General features: G+C 68.5%; 16 protein-coding genes and 1 pseudogene. All 17 read right to left on the bottom strand.

Going from position 1 to position 14479, the window contains the following annotated elements:
* Positions 1-20: 20 nt before the first annotated feature.
* The gene (locus G7071_RS12940; RefSeq protein ID WP_166319420.1) at positions 21-1025 is read right to left on the bottom strand and encodes a TIGR03617 family F420-dependent LLM class oxidoreductase; all 1005 of its coding nucleotides are present in this window, start codon (positions 1023-1025) and stop codon (positions 21-23) included.
* 2 nt (positions 1026-1027) lie between these two features.
* Positions 1028-1432 carry a MaoC/PaaZ C-terminal domain-containing protein gene (locus G7071_RS12935; protein ID WP_166319418.1) on the bottom strand — a complete coding sequence of 135 codons (405 nt, stop codon included), beginning with the start codon at positions 1430-1432 and terminating at the stop codon, positions 1028-1030.
* Entirely contained in the window at positions 1432-1869 is a 438-nt protein-coding gene (locus tag G7071_RS12930) for a hypothetical protein (protein ID WP_166319416.1), read from the bottom strand. Before G7071_RS12930 ends, G7071_RS12935 begins: the two co-directional genes overlap by 1 nt.
* Positions 1866-2018 carry a hypothetical protein gene (locus tag G7071_RS18755; RefSeq protein ID WP_206062802.1) on the bottom strand — a complete coding sequence of 51 codons (153 nt, stop codon included), beginning with the start codon at positions 2016-2018 and terminating at the stop codon, positions 1866-1868. Before G7071_RS18755 ends, G7071_RS12930 begins: the two co-directional genes overlap by 4 nt.
* Positions 2015-2680, bottom strand: coding sequence for a maleylpyruvate isomerase family mycothiol-dependent enzyme (locus tag G7071_RS12925; protein WP_206062801.1), 666 nt, complete (start codon positions 2678-2680; stop codon positions 2015-2017). The genes G7071_RS18755 and G7071_RS12925 overlap by 4 nt, the downstream gene beginning before the upstream one ends.
* A complete protein-coding gene (locus G7071_RS12920; protein WP_166319414.1) occupies positions 2677-3441 on the bottom strand; it encodes an enoyl-CoA hydratase/isomerase family protein in 765 nt (254 codons plus the stop codon). The genes G7071_RS12925 and G7071_RS12920 overlap by 4 nt, the downstream gene beginning before the upstream one ends.
* Positions 3434-4360 carry a biotin/lipoyl-containing protein gene (locus G7071_RS18750; RefSeq protein ID WP_281351784.1) on the bottom strand — a complete coding sequence of 309 codons (927 nt, stop codon included), beginning with the start codon at positions 4358-4360 and terminating at the stop codon, positions 3434-3436. Before G7071_RS18750 ends, G7071_RS12920 begins: the two co-directional genes overlap by 8 nt.
* Positions 4252-5418: an acetyl-CoA carboxylase biotin carboxylase subunit gene (locus G7071_RS18745; protein ID WP_206062800.1), complete on the bottom strand. Its 1167-nt coding sequence runs from the start codon at positions 5416-5418 to the stop codon at positions 4252-4254. The genes G7071_RS18750 and G7071_RS18745 overlap by 109 nt, the downstream gene beginning before the upstream one ends.
* A 12-nt stretch (positions 5419-5430) precedes the next feature.
* Positions 5431-7029 carry an acyl-CoA carboxylase subunit beta gene (locus G7071_RS12910; protein ID WP_166319412.1) on the bottom strand — a complete coding sequence of 533 codons (1599 nt, stop codon included), beginning with the start codon at positions 7027-7029 and terminating at the stop codon, positions 5431-5433.
* Positions 7030-7050: 21 nt separating this feature from the next.
* Positions 7051-7902 (bottom strand): phosphate acyltransferase, encoded by an 852-nt coding sequence (locus G7071_RS12905; RefSeq protein ID WP_166319410.1) that lies wholly within the window; start codon positions 7900-7902, stop codon positions 7051-7053.
* Positions 7899-8231 carry an AtuA-related protein gene (locus tag G7071_RS12900; RefSeq protein ID WP_166319408.1) on the bottom strand — a complete coding sequence of 111 codons (333 nt, stop codon included), beginning with the start codon at positions 8229-8231 and terminating at the stop codon, positions 7899-7901. The genes G7071_RS12905 and G7071_RS12900 overlap by 4 nt, the downstream gene beginning before the upstream one ends.
* A gap of 13 nt (positions 8232-8244) precedes the next feature.
* Positions 8245-9599, bottom strand: a pseudogene (locus G7071_RS12895) (acyclic terpene utilization AtuA family protein).
* 110 nt (positions 9600-9709) lie between these two features.
* Positions 9710-10429: an ABC transporter ATP-binding protein gene (locus tag G7071_RS12890; RefSeq protein ID WP_166319406.1), complete on the bottom strand. Its 720-nt coding sequence runs from the start codon at positions 10427-10429 to the stop codon at positions 9710-9712.
* Positions 10413-11243 carry an ABC transporter ATP-binding protein gene (locus tag G7071_RS12885; RefSeq protein ID WP_166319404.1) on the bottom strand — a complete coding sequence of 277 codons (831 nt, stop codon included), beginning with the start codon at positions 11241-11243 and terminating at the stop codon, positions 10413-10415. The genes G7071_RS12890 and G7071_RS12885 overlap by 17 nt, the downstream gene beginning before the upstream one ends.
* Positions 11240-12193: a branched-chain amino acid ABC transporter permease gene (locus G7071_RS12880; RefSeq protein WP_166319402.1), complete on the bottom strand. Its 954-nt coding sequence runs from the start codon at positions 12191-12193 to the stop codon at positions 11240-11242. Before G7071_RS12880 ends, G7071_RS12885 begins: the two co-directional genes overlap by 4 nt.
* On the bottom strand, positions 12190-13077 hold the full coding sequence (locus G7071_RS12875; RefSeq protein ID WP_166319400.1) for a branched-chain amino acid ABC transporter permease: 888 nt from the start codon (positions 13075-13077) through the stop codon (positions 12190-12192). Before G7071_RS12875 ends, G7071_RS12880 begins: the two co-directional genes overlap by 4 nt.
* Positions 13078-13147: 70 nt before the next feature.
* Positions 13148-14350, bottom strand: coding sequence for an ABC transporter substrate-binding protein (locus G7071_RS12870; RefSeq protein ID WP_166319398.1), 1203 nt, complete (start codon positions 14348-14350; stop codon positions 13148-13150).
* Positions 14351-14479 lie beyond the last annotated feature (129 nt).

Raw genomic sequence — 14479 nt, 5'->3', positions numbered from 1 at the left:
ACTCCTGGGACGTCTGCGGATCAAGGTCGGACCCCACTTCCGGCACCCACCGCGAGCCACTGCTCCCGGTCCATCACGTAGGGCGCATAGAGGCCCACCCGGTCGATGTGCGCATCGAACCGAGCGCGCACTGCGTCGAGCAGGTCGTGGGAGCTCGCCTCAACGGCGAACTCGCCCACCAGCTCGTCGGTGATCAGGGTCGTCATCTCGTCCCACAGCCCCTGTCGGGAGAGCTCGCGCAGCCGGTCGGCGCGATCGCCCTCGCCGTACAGGTCGAAGACCCAACGGTAGGCGGGGGTCGAGGCGTAGAAGGCCAGCTGCTTGCGCACCGCCGCCCGGGCGACGTCGAGCTCCTCATCGGTCCTGCCGGTGATGACGAGCACGGGACAGCTCAGCTCGAAGTCGCCGCGGCGACGCCGTTCGTCGACCAAGGGCAGCACGTGCTCGTCCAGGGTCCGCAGCGACGAGAGCGGGTGCAGCACCAACCCGTCGGCCCGCTCCGCCGCCATCGAGATCATCGCCGACCCGACCGCGGCCAGGTGGACGGGTGGCATCGGGTGCCCGCTGGGCCCGGGGTCGAACATCGGAGTCATCAAGGTGTGCTGGTAGTAGCTGCCCTTGAAGTCCAGCGGCACGTCGTCGTTCCAGCACGACCAGATCGCACGCAAGGCGTCCACGTATTCGGCCATGCGCTCGACGGGGTCGGACCACTCCTGGCTGAAGCGACGCACGATGTGTGCACGGACCTGCGACCCCAGTCCCAGGGTGAAGCGGCCGTTGCTCGTCCGGACCAGCTCGTGCGCGAGCTGCGCGACCAGCATGGGGCTGCGAGCGAACGCCACCGCGATGGCCGTGCGGAGCTCGATCCGGTCGCTCTCCTGGGCGGCGATCGCGAGGGGCGTGAAGGGTTCGTAGGCGGCTTCGAGGGCCCACAGCCCGCCCAGACCGGCGGACTCGGTCATTCGCGCGTAGTCAGCCGCATCCGAGATCCTGATGCCGGTGCCGGGGTAGAGGTCGATCTCCATGGTCACAGCCCTCCTCCAGCGACGGAGGCGCGTCCCGAGAGCACGTCCGACCCGTCGTCTCGCCGGAGCCAGACCGAGCAGCGGAGCTCGCCGGAGGACTCGTCCACCTCGTCCACCTGGCCGCCCACCGTGAGGGACTCGCCCGCGAACGCGTTGCTGGTGAAGCGGAGGTCGAGCGTGGTCACGAGGGCCTCGTCGCCCAGCCACCGCCGGACGGCCTCCCAGACGTAGCCGGCGTTGAGGGGCCCCTGGTTGATCACCCGGTCTCCGAGACCGAGCTCCCTGACGACCTCGGGGTCGAGGTGGATGGGGTTCGGATCGCGGAGCAGCAGGGCGAAGGGCTTCATGGCCTGCGGGTCCACCTCCACCCGCCACTCGGGGATGGTGGTGCCGACGTGAGCTGTCATCACTCGCTCCTTCGCGGCACGACGAAGGTGTTCGTGCAACGAACCACCTGCCCGTCCGCGTCCTCGATGGTCACCAGGCAGTCGACGAGGTCGAAGACCGGCACCTTGGAGCCTCTTCTCCGACGCACGTCACGGATCTCGGAGGTGACCACGTAGTCGCGGTCGAACTCCAGGTGCGCGGTCTGCACGATGCTTGCCTCCCCGAAGAGCACTCCGTCGTCCTGGGCTGCGTCCATCACGTCGAACAGCTCCACGAGATCGGCGCCCATCCCCCGGAAGGTCCCGAGCAGCGCCCAGGCGGGGTGGGGGTGCTGACCGCTGGTCGGTGCGCCGATGGCGTCACGCGTGAGCCAGTCCTCGTAGCGCTCGATGCGCAGGGCACCGTCCGGCAGGCGCCGCCCCACCAAGGGGTGGATTGCTTCCTGCGTGCCACTCATGGGGCCACCCCCTCCGCGGTGCGGAACTGACCCGGGAGTCGTCCACCACCTGCAGGGCCGGCAAAGGCCTGGGCGATCGACATCCACTTCTCGGCCACGTCACCGCGGACCACCAGGTCGACGTCATCTCGATGGCGACGCTGGGTCACGACGAGACAGAAGTCGAGGACCGGACCTTGTACGACCTCCTCGGCACCTTGGTCCCCCACGTCCAGCTCTCGGTGCCGTCGGGGGCGGTCAGCTCCACTCGCACCGGGACGTCGGGGACCGGCAGACCGCGCGTTCGGAAGCTGTTGGGGAAGGCCAGGACACCGATGCGCGCCACATGTCGCAGCCGTGCCGTCGGGACCCTCGTGGCTCCGAGGGCGTCGTAGACGTCCTGGCCGTGCGCCCACGTCTCCATCAGGCGCGCCGTCAGCTTCGAGGCCAGGCTCATCGGCGGCCCGAACCACTGCACCCGCGCCTTGGGATCGGCCGCGGCCGCAGCCCGGATCAGGGCGTCGCTCTCGTCGCGCCACCACTCGAGCATCTCCGCGGGTGTCCGCTTCCGGTTGTCGGGCCCGATCCGGTCGACGTAGGTCTGCAGGTCGGGCAGCTCGTCGCGGAACCTGATGAACGCCTCGGGGTCGACGATGCTCAACCGCGTCATCGCGTCGAAGTGGGCGAGGTGCGCGACCTGGTCCTGGACGTTCCATCCCTCGGCGGGGGTCGGGGCGTGCCAGGAGCCCTCCCCCAGACCCTGCAGGAACTCGGCCAGCTCGGCCTGCTCCGCCCGCAGGTCCTCGATGAGCGAGGTGATCACCGCACTCATCGTCCCTCCCACTGGGGTCGTCGCTTCTCGGCGAAGGCACGGGGGCCCTCCTGTGCATCGGCGCTGAGATAGACGGGGGCCCAGATCCTCTCGGCCTCCTCGAACGCGGCTGAGCGTCCGTGCTCGGCGACGGCGTAGACCATCCGTTTCGCGGCGCGCACCGACAGCGGTGCGTTGGCGACGATGGTCGCGACGAGCTCACTGGTGGCCTGCCCCAGCATGTCCGCGGGCACGACCCGGTTGATCAGGCCGATCTCGTAGGCACGTTGGGCGGTGATCGCGTCACCGGTGACGAGGATCTCCATCGCCACCCGCGGGGGCACCAGCCAGGGAAGGGGTGCGGCCCAGGGCGACCCGCGCCCGACCTTGGCCTCGGAGACTGCGAACTTGGCGTGCTCGGAGGCGATCACCAGGTCCGCGGACTGAGCGAGCAGGAAGCCCCCGCCGAAGGCGCCTCCGTTGACAGCGGCGATCACCGGCTTGGTCAGCTCGATCGTGCGTCCCGGCTGGGGGACGAAGTCGGGCGGCGGGATGGTCAGCTTGGTGCTGGCCATCTCCTTCAGGTCCCCGCCGGCGCAGAAAGCCCGGTCGCCAGCGCCGGTGAGCACCACGACCGAGACGTCGTCGTCGGCCTCGGCCCGCTCGAAGCACTCCTTGAGCCCGGTCCGGACAGCCTCGTTGAGGGCGTTGCGAGCCTCGGGCCGGTTGATCGTGATCCAGGCGGCACCGTCGCGGACCTCGTACAGCACGGAATCACTCATCGCCGACCTCCTCCTCGTCCTCGGTCAGCACGATCAGCACCGTGCCTGTGTCCACGGAGGTCCCCGCGGCCGCGGGCACACTGGCCACGACAGCGTCCACCGTGGCGGTGATCGCGTGCTCCATCTTCATCGCCTCGAGGACGATTACCGTCTGGCCCGCCGTCACCCGATCGCCGGCCTCCACGTTGACCCGCACGACGGTCCCGGGCATCGGCGCGACCAGCGAACCGGCCTCGAGGTGGTCCCCGGTCTCGGGGAAGCGGGGCACGACCTGCAGGGCGATCGTGCCGTCGGCCCACGACACGTAGCGAGCGTCGCCCGAGCGCACGACCCGGAACCGCCGTCGCACCCCTTCGACGACGAGGTCCACCTCGTCGGGGTTGCACGAGTGCACCACCGTCTCGACCGCGACGCCATCGACCTCGAAGCGCGAGCCGCGGCCCAGGACGTAGCCCACCGTGACCTCCCGGTCACCGTGCCGGTAGCCGCGCGTGTGCAACTTGGAACGGGCCGACCTGTAGCCGGAGCTGACGTGGGGCAGCACCTTGGCCCGGGAACGACTGTCCGCCTGGTCGGCGAGGGTCGCAGCCAGCAAGGCAGCACTCTCCACTCCAGCGCCCTCGACCTCGATGAGGTCGCGGGGCTCCACCCTGTCCAGGAAGTGGGTGTCGATGCGGCCGGCTGCGAAGTCCTCGTGCTCGAGAATCCCCACCAGGAGCGACCTGTTGGTGGTGATCCCGTCGATCCGGGCGCGACGGAGGGCGCGGACCAACCTGGCGATCGCCTCTGCACGGGTGGCGCCGTGGGCGATCACCTTGGCCAGCATCGGGTCGTAGTTGGTGGAGACCCGGTCGCCCGAGACCACCCCGGCATCGACCCTGATGCCGGGCAGGCCAGGGACCTCGAAGCGCTCGAGCAGGCCGGCGGCCGGCAGGAAGTCGTTGGCCGGGTCCTCGGCATACAACCGCGCCTCGACGGCGTGGCCGCGCAGTTGTGGTGCATGCGCCTCGGGGGCAGCAGTCCCCCGGCTGCCACCTCGATCTGGAGGCGCACCAGGTCGAGACCGGTGACCAGCTCGGTGACGGGGTGCTCGACCTGGAGGCGGGTGTTGACCTCAAGGAAGTAGAAGTCACCGGTCGGGGCCAGCAGGAACTCCACCGTGCCGGCGCCGACGTAGCCCAGCGTGCGGCCCGCCTCGACGGCAGCCTGACCCATCCGGTCCCTCAAGGCCTGGTCGACGACCGGGGAGGGCGACTCCTCGATGATCTTCTGGTGTCGGCGTTGGATCGAGCACTCACGCTCGTTGAGGTGCACGATCGCACCCGACTCGTCACCGAAGATCTGGATCTCGACGTGTCGCGGGTCGTCGACGTAGTGCTCGAGGAAGACGGTGTCGTTGCCGAAGGCGGCCCCTGCCTCGCGGCGGGCCGAGGCGATGGCCTCGAGCAGCTCGTCGGGCTCACGCACCACGCGCATGCCTCGACCCCCACCGCCGAAGGACGCCTTCACGAGGACCGGCCAGCCGATCTCGTCGGCGATCCCACGGACTTTCGCATCCTCCACGCCGGTGAGGTCGACTCCGGGGAGCACCGGGACCCCGGCGGCCTGCATCATCTCGCGTGCAGTGAGCTTCGAGCCCATGGCCTCGATCGCCTCGGGCGTGGGACCGATGAAGGTGATGCCCTGCTTCTCGCAGGCACGCGCGAACTCGGCGTTCTCGGAGAGGAACCCGTATCCCGGATGGATTGCGTCCGCGCCGACCAGCTGAGCCGCCTCCAGCACCGCCTCCATGCGCAGATAAGTCTCGCCCGGCGTCGATCCGCCGAGCGGAACGGCCTCGTCCGCCTCGAGGACGAACGGCGCGTGTGCGTCGGGATCGGAGTAGACGGCGACGGTCGAGATGCCCATCTCCCGGCACGTCCGGAAGACGCGCAGCGCGATCTCGCCACGGTTGGCCACAAGAATCTTGGTGATCATCGAAAACTCCAGTCACATTCGGAAGACGCCGAAACCGCGGGTTCCGGAGATCTCGTTGTTGTGGCACATCGACAGGGTCATGCCGAGGACGTCGCGGGTGTCCCGGGGATCGATCACGCCGTCGTCGTATCCCTGACCGCTCATGTAGAGGGCGAGCGACTCGGCCTCGATCCGCTCCTCGAGGGCAGCGCGCTGGACGGCGTCGGCTTCCTCGTCGAAGGGACGACCGGCTGTCTCCGCAGCCTGTCGGGCGACGATCGACATCACCCCGGCCAGCTGCTCCGGACCCATGACCGCAGACTTGGAGTTGGGCCAGGTGAAGAGCAGGCGTGGGTCGTAGGACCGACCGGACATGCCGTAGTTGCCCGCTCCGTAGGACGCGGCCATGTTGATCGTGATGTGCGGCACCGAGCTGTTGGTGACGGCGTTGATCATCTTCGCGCCGTCCTTGATCATGCCGTTCTGCTCGTACTGCGTCCCGACCATGAATCCGGTCGTGTTCTGCAGGAAGATCAGCGGGGTGTCCGTCTGGTTGCACAGCATGATGAACTCGGCCCCCTTCTTGGCCTCCTCGTTGAACAGGACGCCGCGAGCGTTGGCCAGGATCCCGACCGGGAAGCCGTGGACGGACGCCCACCCGGTGACCAGGGCCGTCCCGTACACCGGCTTGTACTCCTCGAACCGGGATCCGTCCACGACCCGGGCGATGACCTCTCGCGGGTCGAACGGCACCTTGAGGTCGACCGAGGCGATGGAGAGCAGGTCCTCGGCCGGATAGATCGGGTCGTCGGCCGACTCGCTGGGGCCAGGACCTCGCTTGCGCCAGTTCAGGTGCTCCATGATCTCGCGGCCGATGGCGAGACACTCGTGCTCGTCCCGGGCCAGGTAGTCGGCGAGACCCGAGGTGCGGGCGTGCATGTCAGCACCACCCAGGCTCTCGTCGTCGGCGTCCTCGCCGGTCGCCATCTTGACCAGCGGCGGCCCACCGAGGAACACCTTGGCCTGGTTCTGCACCATCACGGTGTAGTCGCACATGCCGGGCACGTAGGCCCCGCCGGCGGTCGAGTTGCCGAAGACCAGCGCAATGGTCGGGATCCCAGCCGCAGACAGGGCGGTCAGGTCGTGGAAGAGCCGTCCGGCGGGGATGAAGAGCTCGACCTGTCGGTTGAGGTCGCCACCGCCCGACTCGACCAGGTTGATCACCGGGAGGCGGTTCTCCCGGGCGACGTCCATGGCCCGCAGCACCTTCTTCCAGGTGTAGGGGTTGGAGGCCCCGCCACGCACCGTCGGGTCGTGGGCGACGATGAGGCACTCGACGTCGCTCACGACGCCGATGCCGGTCACGACACTCGCGCCCACTGTGTATTCCGTGCCCCACGCGGCCATGGTGCCCAGCTCGAGGAACGGAGCGTCCGGGTCGATCAGCAGCTCGATCCGCTCCCGCGCCAGCATGCGTCCGCGCGACCGGTGCCTCTCGACGTACTTGCCGCCGCCGCCTGCGGCCGCGAGCTCGACCTGGCGCTCGAGCTCCGCCAGCCGCTCCAGGTTTCCCTCACGGTTGGTCACCGCGACGGGCGAGCCCAGGTCGAAGGTGGATGTCAGAACCTTCATCGTCTTCCCTTTCCAGCTCAGTCAGGAGGCCACGGGGTGCGCGGCCATGGGGTGAGGCGCAGATGACTGGCGCCCGATCAAGAGGACGGTCTCGACGATGTCGTCGATCGAGCAGCCGCGGGACAAGTCGACCCACGGTCGGGACAGGCCCAGGAGGAACGACCCCAGCGCTCGGCTGCCTCCGACTCGTTCAGCGACCTTGTAGGCGATGTTCGCCGCCTCCAGGGACGGGAAGGCGAGGACGTTGGCACGCCCGGCGACCGTCGACCCCGGGGCCTTGCGCGCCGCGACGGCAGCATCGATCGCCACGTCGTACTGCACCTCACCGACCACCTCCAGGTCGGGGCGTGCGGCGGTCAGGAGTCGGGTCGCCTCGCGGACCAGCGCCACCCTGGGATGAGCCGCGCTGCCGCCCGTCGAGAACGACAGCATCGCGACCCGGGGCACCTCGTCGAACAGGCTTCGGTGGTGGTCGGCCGCCGCCGCAGCGATCACAGCGAGCTGAGCCGCGTCGGGCTCCGGGACCACGACGCAGTCTGCGTAGGTCTTCCACCCGTCGTCGTGCTCGATGGCGAACGCCCCGCAGACGAGGTCCTCGGACCGGAGGTTGCGGATGCCGGCCCGCACGACCTCGGCGCTCGTGGTCAGGCTGCCGCTCACCCCTCCGACCAGGTCCGAGTGCTCGAGCGTCCGAGCCAGGTAGTCGACTCCGGACTCGCCGGCGGGCACCACCAGGTGGTCCACACCGTGAGGCAGGTCGCCCAGCTCGTGGTCGACGAGGACGGGCGTCACCTCCCCGAGCTCGACCAGTCGCTCGGCGGCTTGGAGGACGCGTGGATCACGGCCGTCCGCAAGCCCGACGCGGACCTTCACCGCAGCAGCTCGTCGGGGACCTCGAGCACCATCTGGAGCAGGCCGAGCGACAGGGTCTTGCCCTGGGCGTCGGTCCGCAGGGAGGCGGCACCTCCGCCGTCGAGCGCGTCATGAAGGATGAAGTTGAGGGCCTTCAGGTTGGGGAGCTCGTATCGCTCGACGCCGCCGCGACACAGGGCCTGGAAGTGGCTCTCCACCTTGTCGGCGGTGAGGTTCTCCCTCAGGAACTCGAACGTTCGCTCGTCCTCCACCCACACCCCGATGTTGGCATCGGCGCCCTTGTCGCCCGAGCGTGCGCAGGCGATCTCCCTCAGCTGGACGTTCTTCATGCGACGACCTCGTTCACGTGTACGGCGGCAGTGACTGCCGACTTGTCGATGAGAGCCGGCCAGAAGCCGACGATCTCGCTGGCCTTGGGACGGCCCCTGCGAAACCGGTGAGGCCGGGAGGCCCGGAGGTCAGCAACGAGGCCATCTCGGCCCCGAGGCGGTTGACCGCGACCTTGTCCGTGGACCGGACCGAGATGCGCAGGACGACCTCGGTCGGATCCTCCGTCCGCTCGGGCAGCATCTGGTCGTAGAGCACGTTGGTGCCGATGACCTCGACCCGGCAGTCCGCGTCCGGGAAGGTGACACCGTCCTGCGCGAGCCGGGCCAGCAGGATCTCGGCGGTCACGCGTGCCTTGGCCGGCGCGTCCGGCCCGCCGACGGTGAGCTGTGCCGTGGTGCGCCACCCGTCCAGGGTGCTGATCGAGACCTTGTAGCTGTCGGTGGGCGGGGTGCCCACGACGCCACTCACCCGGACCCGGTCGTCCCCGTCCTGCTCGAGCTGGATCGAGGTGAAGTCGGCCGTCACGTCGGGCGTCAGGTAGCGCGTCGGCTCTCCGAGCTCGTAGAGCAGCTGGGCGGTCACGGTGCCGACGTCGACCAGTCCCCCGGTTCCGTCCTTCTTGGTCACCACGAAGGTGCCGTCCCGACTCACCTCGACGATCGGGTAGCCGATGTCGGCGAGGTTGGGCACTGTCTCCCAGCGGTCGTAGTTGCCACCGGTGCTCTGGGTCCCGCACTCCAGGACATGGCCGGCGACGGTGCCGCAGGCCAGAAGGTCGTAGTCGGTCTCGCCCCAGCCGAACTCGTGGATCAGGGGCGCCAGCACCAGGGAGGGGTCGGTGACCCGGCCGGTGACGACGATGTCTGCGCCGGCCGCGAGCGCCTCGGCGATCGGGAAGGCACCGAGATAGACGTTGGCGCTCTGGACCTTGTCGAGCTCGGACTCGAGGGTCGAACCCGTGTTCATGTTGGACAGGGGGTGTCCCGAGCCCAGGAGCTCCGGCAGGCGGTCCATGATGTCGTCGCCGCCCACTGTCGCGACCGTGACCTCGAGCCCGAGCTTGCGGACCACGTCGTCGATGGCCCGCGCGCAGGCATCCGGGTTGACCCCGCCTGCGTTGGCGATGATCTTGATGCCGTGCTCGACGCACTCGGGAGGATCCGCTCGAGCTGGGCGACGAAGTCGCTCGCGTAGCCGGCCTCGGGGTTCCTGGCCCGCAGCTTCTGCATGATGCTCATCGTCACCTCGGCGAGGAAGTCCATCGTGAGGTAGTCGATCCCTCCTCCGCGCACGAGCTGGACGGGGCCGCGTGCCGAGTCGCCCCAGAACCCTTGGCCGTTACCGATCACGATCTTCTTGTCTGTCATGGTCCTACCGTTCTTAGTGAAAGTGAATTCACTATGACTAATTTTCGGTCCGCTGTCAACCCATCTCCCGAGGGCCGTCGGCCCTCGGTCGTCGGCTGGAAACGGTCTGCTCAGCCCTCGGCCAACGCCGCGTCGCCCAGGAAGGCGTGCAGGACCGAGGCATCGGTGCGCACCTGCTCCGCAGGGCCTGCGAAGACCACCTGGCCACGGTTCATGACCCGGACCTCGGAGGCGATGTCGAGACCCGCCTCGGTGTTCTGCTCGACCATCAAGATCCCGATGCCCGACTCCGCCATCAGCACGATCTTCTCGATGATCGTGTCCACGACCGTGGGAGCGAGTCCCATCGAGGGTTCGTCGAGCAGGACGATCTTGGGCTCCGACATGAGCGCCCTGCCGAAGGCGAGCATCTGCTGCTCGCCGCCGCTCAACAGCCCTGCGGCGGACGCCCGCCTGTCGTTGAGGATCGGGAACATCTCATAGACCCGCGCGAGCGTCTCGCGGACCTTGGCCCGTGGGGCGGTGTAACCACCCAGCCGAAGATTCTCCTCGATCGTGAGCGGCGCGAAGACGCGCCTCCCCTCTGGCACCAGAGCCACGCCTCGGCGTACGACGCGGTGGGGTGGAAGCCCCGACAAGGGCTCGTCGTCGAGCCCGATCGACCCCGAGGACAGCGGGACCAGGCCTGCCACCGCCTTGAGCGTCGTGCTCTTGCCGGCTCCGTTGGGGCCGAGGACGAGGCTCACGGTGCCGGGTTCCACCTTCAGGTCCACGCCACTCACCGCCTCCACGTGGCCGTAGCGGACATGCACGTCAGCGAGTTCCAACATGGCCCCTCCAGTTCTTGCCGAGGTAGGCCTCTTGGACCCGTTCGTCGCCGACCACGTCCTTGGGTCGACCCTCGGTCAGCAGTCGCCCCTGCGCCATCGCGAAGATGTGGTCGCACGTGTCGAGCATCATCTGGACGTCGTGCTCGATCAGCAGCTGCGCCAGCCCCTCGTCGCGCAGCTGCATCATCAGCCTCGAGATCTCTCCTCGCTCGGCCTGGTTCATCCCGGCCGTCGGCTCGTCGAGAAGCAGCAGGCGGGGCCGCATCGCAATGGCGCGGGCGATCTCCACCCGCCGCTGGGTGCCGTAGGACAGGTCACCGGGCAGTGCGTCGCGGAATGCGTCGAGGCCAGTGCGCTCCAGGGCCTCCTCGACGACGGGGTTCGCGGATCGACTGCGACGTCCGAGCCGGCCACGGAGCCCGGCGAGTCCACGCAGACCACCCTCGGCGACCGAGTCGTTGCCGAGCATGACGTTCTCGGCGACGGTGAGCTCGGGGAGCAGACGAACGGTCTGGAACGTCCGGGCGATGCCGAGTCCCGCGATCTTGCCCGGAGGCAGGTGGTCGTAGCGCTCGCCGGCCGAATAGATCTCACCGCGGGTCAGGTGCGTCAACCTGGTCAGCGCCGCCACGAGCGTGCTCTTGCCCGAGCCGTTGGGCCCGATGATTCCGGAGATCAGACCGGGCCGCAGTGACATCGAGATGCCGTCGACCGCCTTGATCCCGCCGTAGTGGACCGCGAGGTCCCTGGTCTCGAGCACCGGCACCTCGGCGGTGCCGTCTGGGCTGTCTGGGCTGTCTGGGCTGGCGCTCATCGGGGTGCCACCTTCCGGTCCGGACTCGGGTGTGCGGCTGTCTTCGAGTGGTGACCGGCCTGGTCGCTGCTCGACTTCGTGGTCCCGACTGTCGAGGACTTGTCCCGGCGAGAGGTGATCCGCCGACGAGCACGACCCCACAGGCCGTAGAGCCCGGTCGGCAGGAAGATCCCGGCCAACGCGACGATCACGCCGTAGACGAGCTCCTGCCAGTCCCCCACGAACGCAAGGACCTCGGGCAGCCAGGTGAAGAGGACCGCGCCGATGACGGCTCCGCGCCACGAGAGGGCACCACCGACGATGATCATGGTCAGGGCGACGATCACGAGGTGGAAGCTCACGTCCTGGAGACCGACCGCGTAGCGGGTCAGCGTGTTCAAGGAACCGGCTACACCACCGATGAATCCACTCACCACGAACGCTGCCAACCGATAGGCGCGCACGTTGGTGCCGACCGAGGACGCGAGCTCGATGTCCTCGCGTACGGCGGTGATCCGCCGAGCCAGCTTGCCTCGCTCGGTCAGGTGGATGGCGACCACGCACATCGCCACCACGGCGACCATGATCCCCATGGTCAGGTCGCTGAAGATCCCGAAGAGCCCGACCGGGCCGCCGGTCCACTCGCCCCCGTTGAGCGCCACCACGGCGACCATCAGGTCGAACGCGATCGTCGCCATCGCCAGGTAGAGCCCGCCGAGGCGATAGATGACCAGCCCCAGCACCAGACCGACGATCGCCGTGACGAGGCCCGTGAGCACGATCGTGGGCACGGACGCCATCTCGTAGCGAAGGACGAGGTTGGCCGACAGGTAGGCACCGATCCCGTAGGACCCGACACCGGCCAGGGAGAAGATCCCGAACCGCAAGGGGACCTGGACGCTCAGGGCGAGCAGGACTGCCACGAGCGTCCCCTGGATCAGCACCAGGTTGGTGTCGTAGAAGCCGGTCATACGCGACGCACCTCTTCGCGCCCGAAGATGCCTTGGGGCCGCAGCAGGAGCACCGCGAAGATGAGGCCGAACGAGACCGCCTCGACCCACAGACCACCTGTCTGGGTCAGGACCCACGTCTCGGCGAAGGCCAGCATGAAACAACCGGTGACCACGCCGAGAGTGCTGCCCACGCCGCCCAGGACGACGCACGCGAACGCCTTGATGAGCAGGCTGTCGCCACTCTCGGCGGTGATGGCGCCGAGGTTGAGCGTCAACAGGATGCCTGCCAGGCCCGCGAGGCCGCCGGCGAAGGCCATCGTGCCCCAGGCCAGCCGTCGCCGGTCGATGCCCATCAGGGAGGCGACCTCCGTGTCGACGCCCAGGGACCTCAGGGCCAGGCCCTGGCGCGAGCGACGCAGCCACACGCCCAACGCCGCGGCGATGGTAAGGGCGCAGACGATCGTGGCCACCTGGACGCTGCTGATCCGGACACCACCGAGCTGCCAGACCTCGATGCCGGTGGCTGCCGACTGGAGGCCGAAGGGAGAGTTCTTCGTGACGTGGGCGGCGATCGCGAGCGGAATCATCGCGACGCCGATCCCGCCGATGAGGATCCTTGTCTCGGCTGCATGCTCGTTGGCGGACCGCTTGATGATCTGGTCGAACGCCAACGCCTGGGTGAGGAACGACAACAGTGCGCCGACGACGACCGCGATGAGCGCCAGGCCCACGATCGGGATGTCGGTGACCTGGAGCGCCTGGTGGGAGACGAACACCGAGAACATGAAGATCGAGCCGTGGGCGAAGTTGAGGATCCCGATGGTTCCCCATGCTGCGCTCAGCCCGAGGGCGAACATCAGATAGATCGAGCCGAGACTGACGGCTCCTACGACTTCTTGCACGGTTCTCTTCCGATCTGCTGGGAGTGAGGGGGACGGGCGGCCGGCGCAGTCGCACCGGCCGCCCGGACCGTCACTGCGCGGCGTAGAGGAACTGCTCTTCCTTGCCGTCCCACTCGATGACGACGCCCTTGACCTTCAGGCTGTTCTCCTCGAAGGAGAGCTCTGTTCCCAGGGCGCCGGTGAACGGCTCCTCGGTCAGGGCCTTCATCGCAGCCACCACGTCCTCGCGGCCGGCGCTGTCGGCTTCCTTCACGGCGCGGGCGATGAACCAGGTGGCGTCGTAGGCCTCAGCGGCGTAGGGGAAGGGGTCCTCCCCGTCGTGGGCGTCGCGATACAGCTCGACGAACTCCTGCGTCGCGGGGTCCTCGGAGGCGTGGTCGAAGTCGACCGGCCACAACATCCCCGCGCCGGCCGGACCGGCCGGGAGGAGCGTGTCGGCCCCTGCGGAGGAGTTGCCCAGGACCTTGCCGTCGTAGCCGGCCTGGCGAAGCTGCTTCATCGCGGTGGCGTTGGCCGGGCCGATCTGCAGGATCGACACGACGTCGGGGTTGGTCTTGAGCACCTGCTGGATGGGGGCGCTGAAGTCCTGGGTGGTCTGCTGGGTCGCCACCGTCGAGGTGATCTCCATGCCCAGCTCCTCGGCCATGGCCGGAATGGCGTTCTCGCCGAGCTCCTTGAGCGTGGGGATCCAGGGGGCGTAGACGATGCCGATGGACTTCCAGCCCTCCTCCTCGACCTGCTGGGAGAGGATGTCGTAGTACTCCGACATCGGCACGGGGAAGCGATAGGTGTAGTCACCCAGCACGATCCCCGGCGAGCCGGCCTGGATGTAGACCACCGGCATCTTCTTCTGCTCGGCGATCGGCGACTGGGCCACCGCCTCGCCGCTGCTGAGGGAACCGAGCACAGCAGTCATCTCGGGATCGGTCACGGCGGACGTGAAGTCGCTGGCTGCCTTCTGGACCGATGCCTGGGTGTCTCGGATGTCGATGTCCAGGGTCACCCCGTCGCCGAGGAACCCGGTCTCGTTGATCTCCTCCATGGCCAGCTCGTAGCCCTTCTCGGCCTCCGCGCCGGCGAAGGCCGCCGGTCCCGTGAGCGGCACGCTGGCCATGAGCTGCACGGTGTCGGGGATCCCGTCCTCACCGCCCGGACCTGCCGAGCCGTTGCCGCTGCCTCCGCAGGCGGCCAGGACGGACAGGCAGAGAGTGGCAGTTCCGACGAGCGCCAGGCGGCCCCGTCGGATGGGACCTGACTGATTCGCTTGCGACATGAGATTCCTCCGGGTGGGTGTGACGACGGTCATACGGTGACACAAGTGAGTGGCAATTCACAAGAGGTTAGTAACAATCAATTCACTATCTCGTTGAGTTGCGCCTCAGACCATCACCCGCCGGGCCTG

This window comes from Nocardioides piscis (assembly GCF_011300215.1).
GTDB classification, from domain to species: Bacteria; Actinomycetota; Actinomycetes; order Propionibacteriales; family Nocardioidaceae; genus Nocardioides; species Nocardioides piscis.
This window is presented reverse-complemented; position numbering and strand designations above follow the sequence as displayed.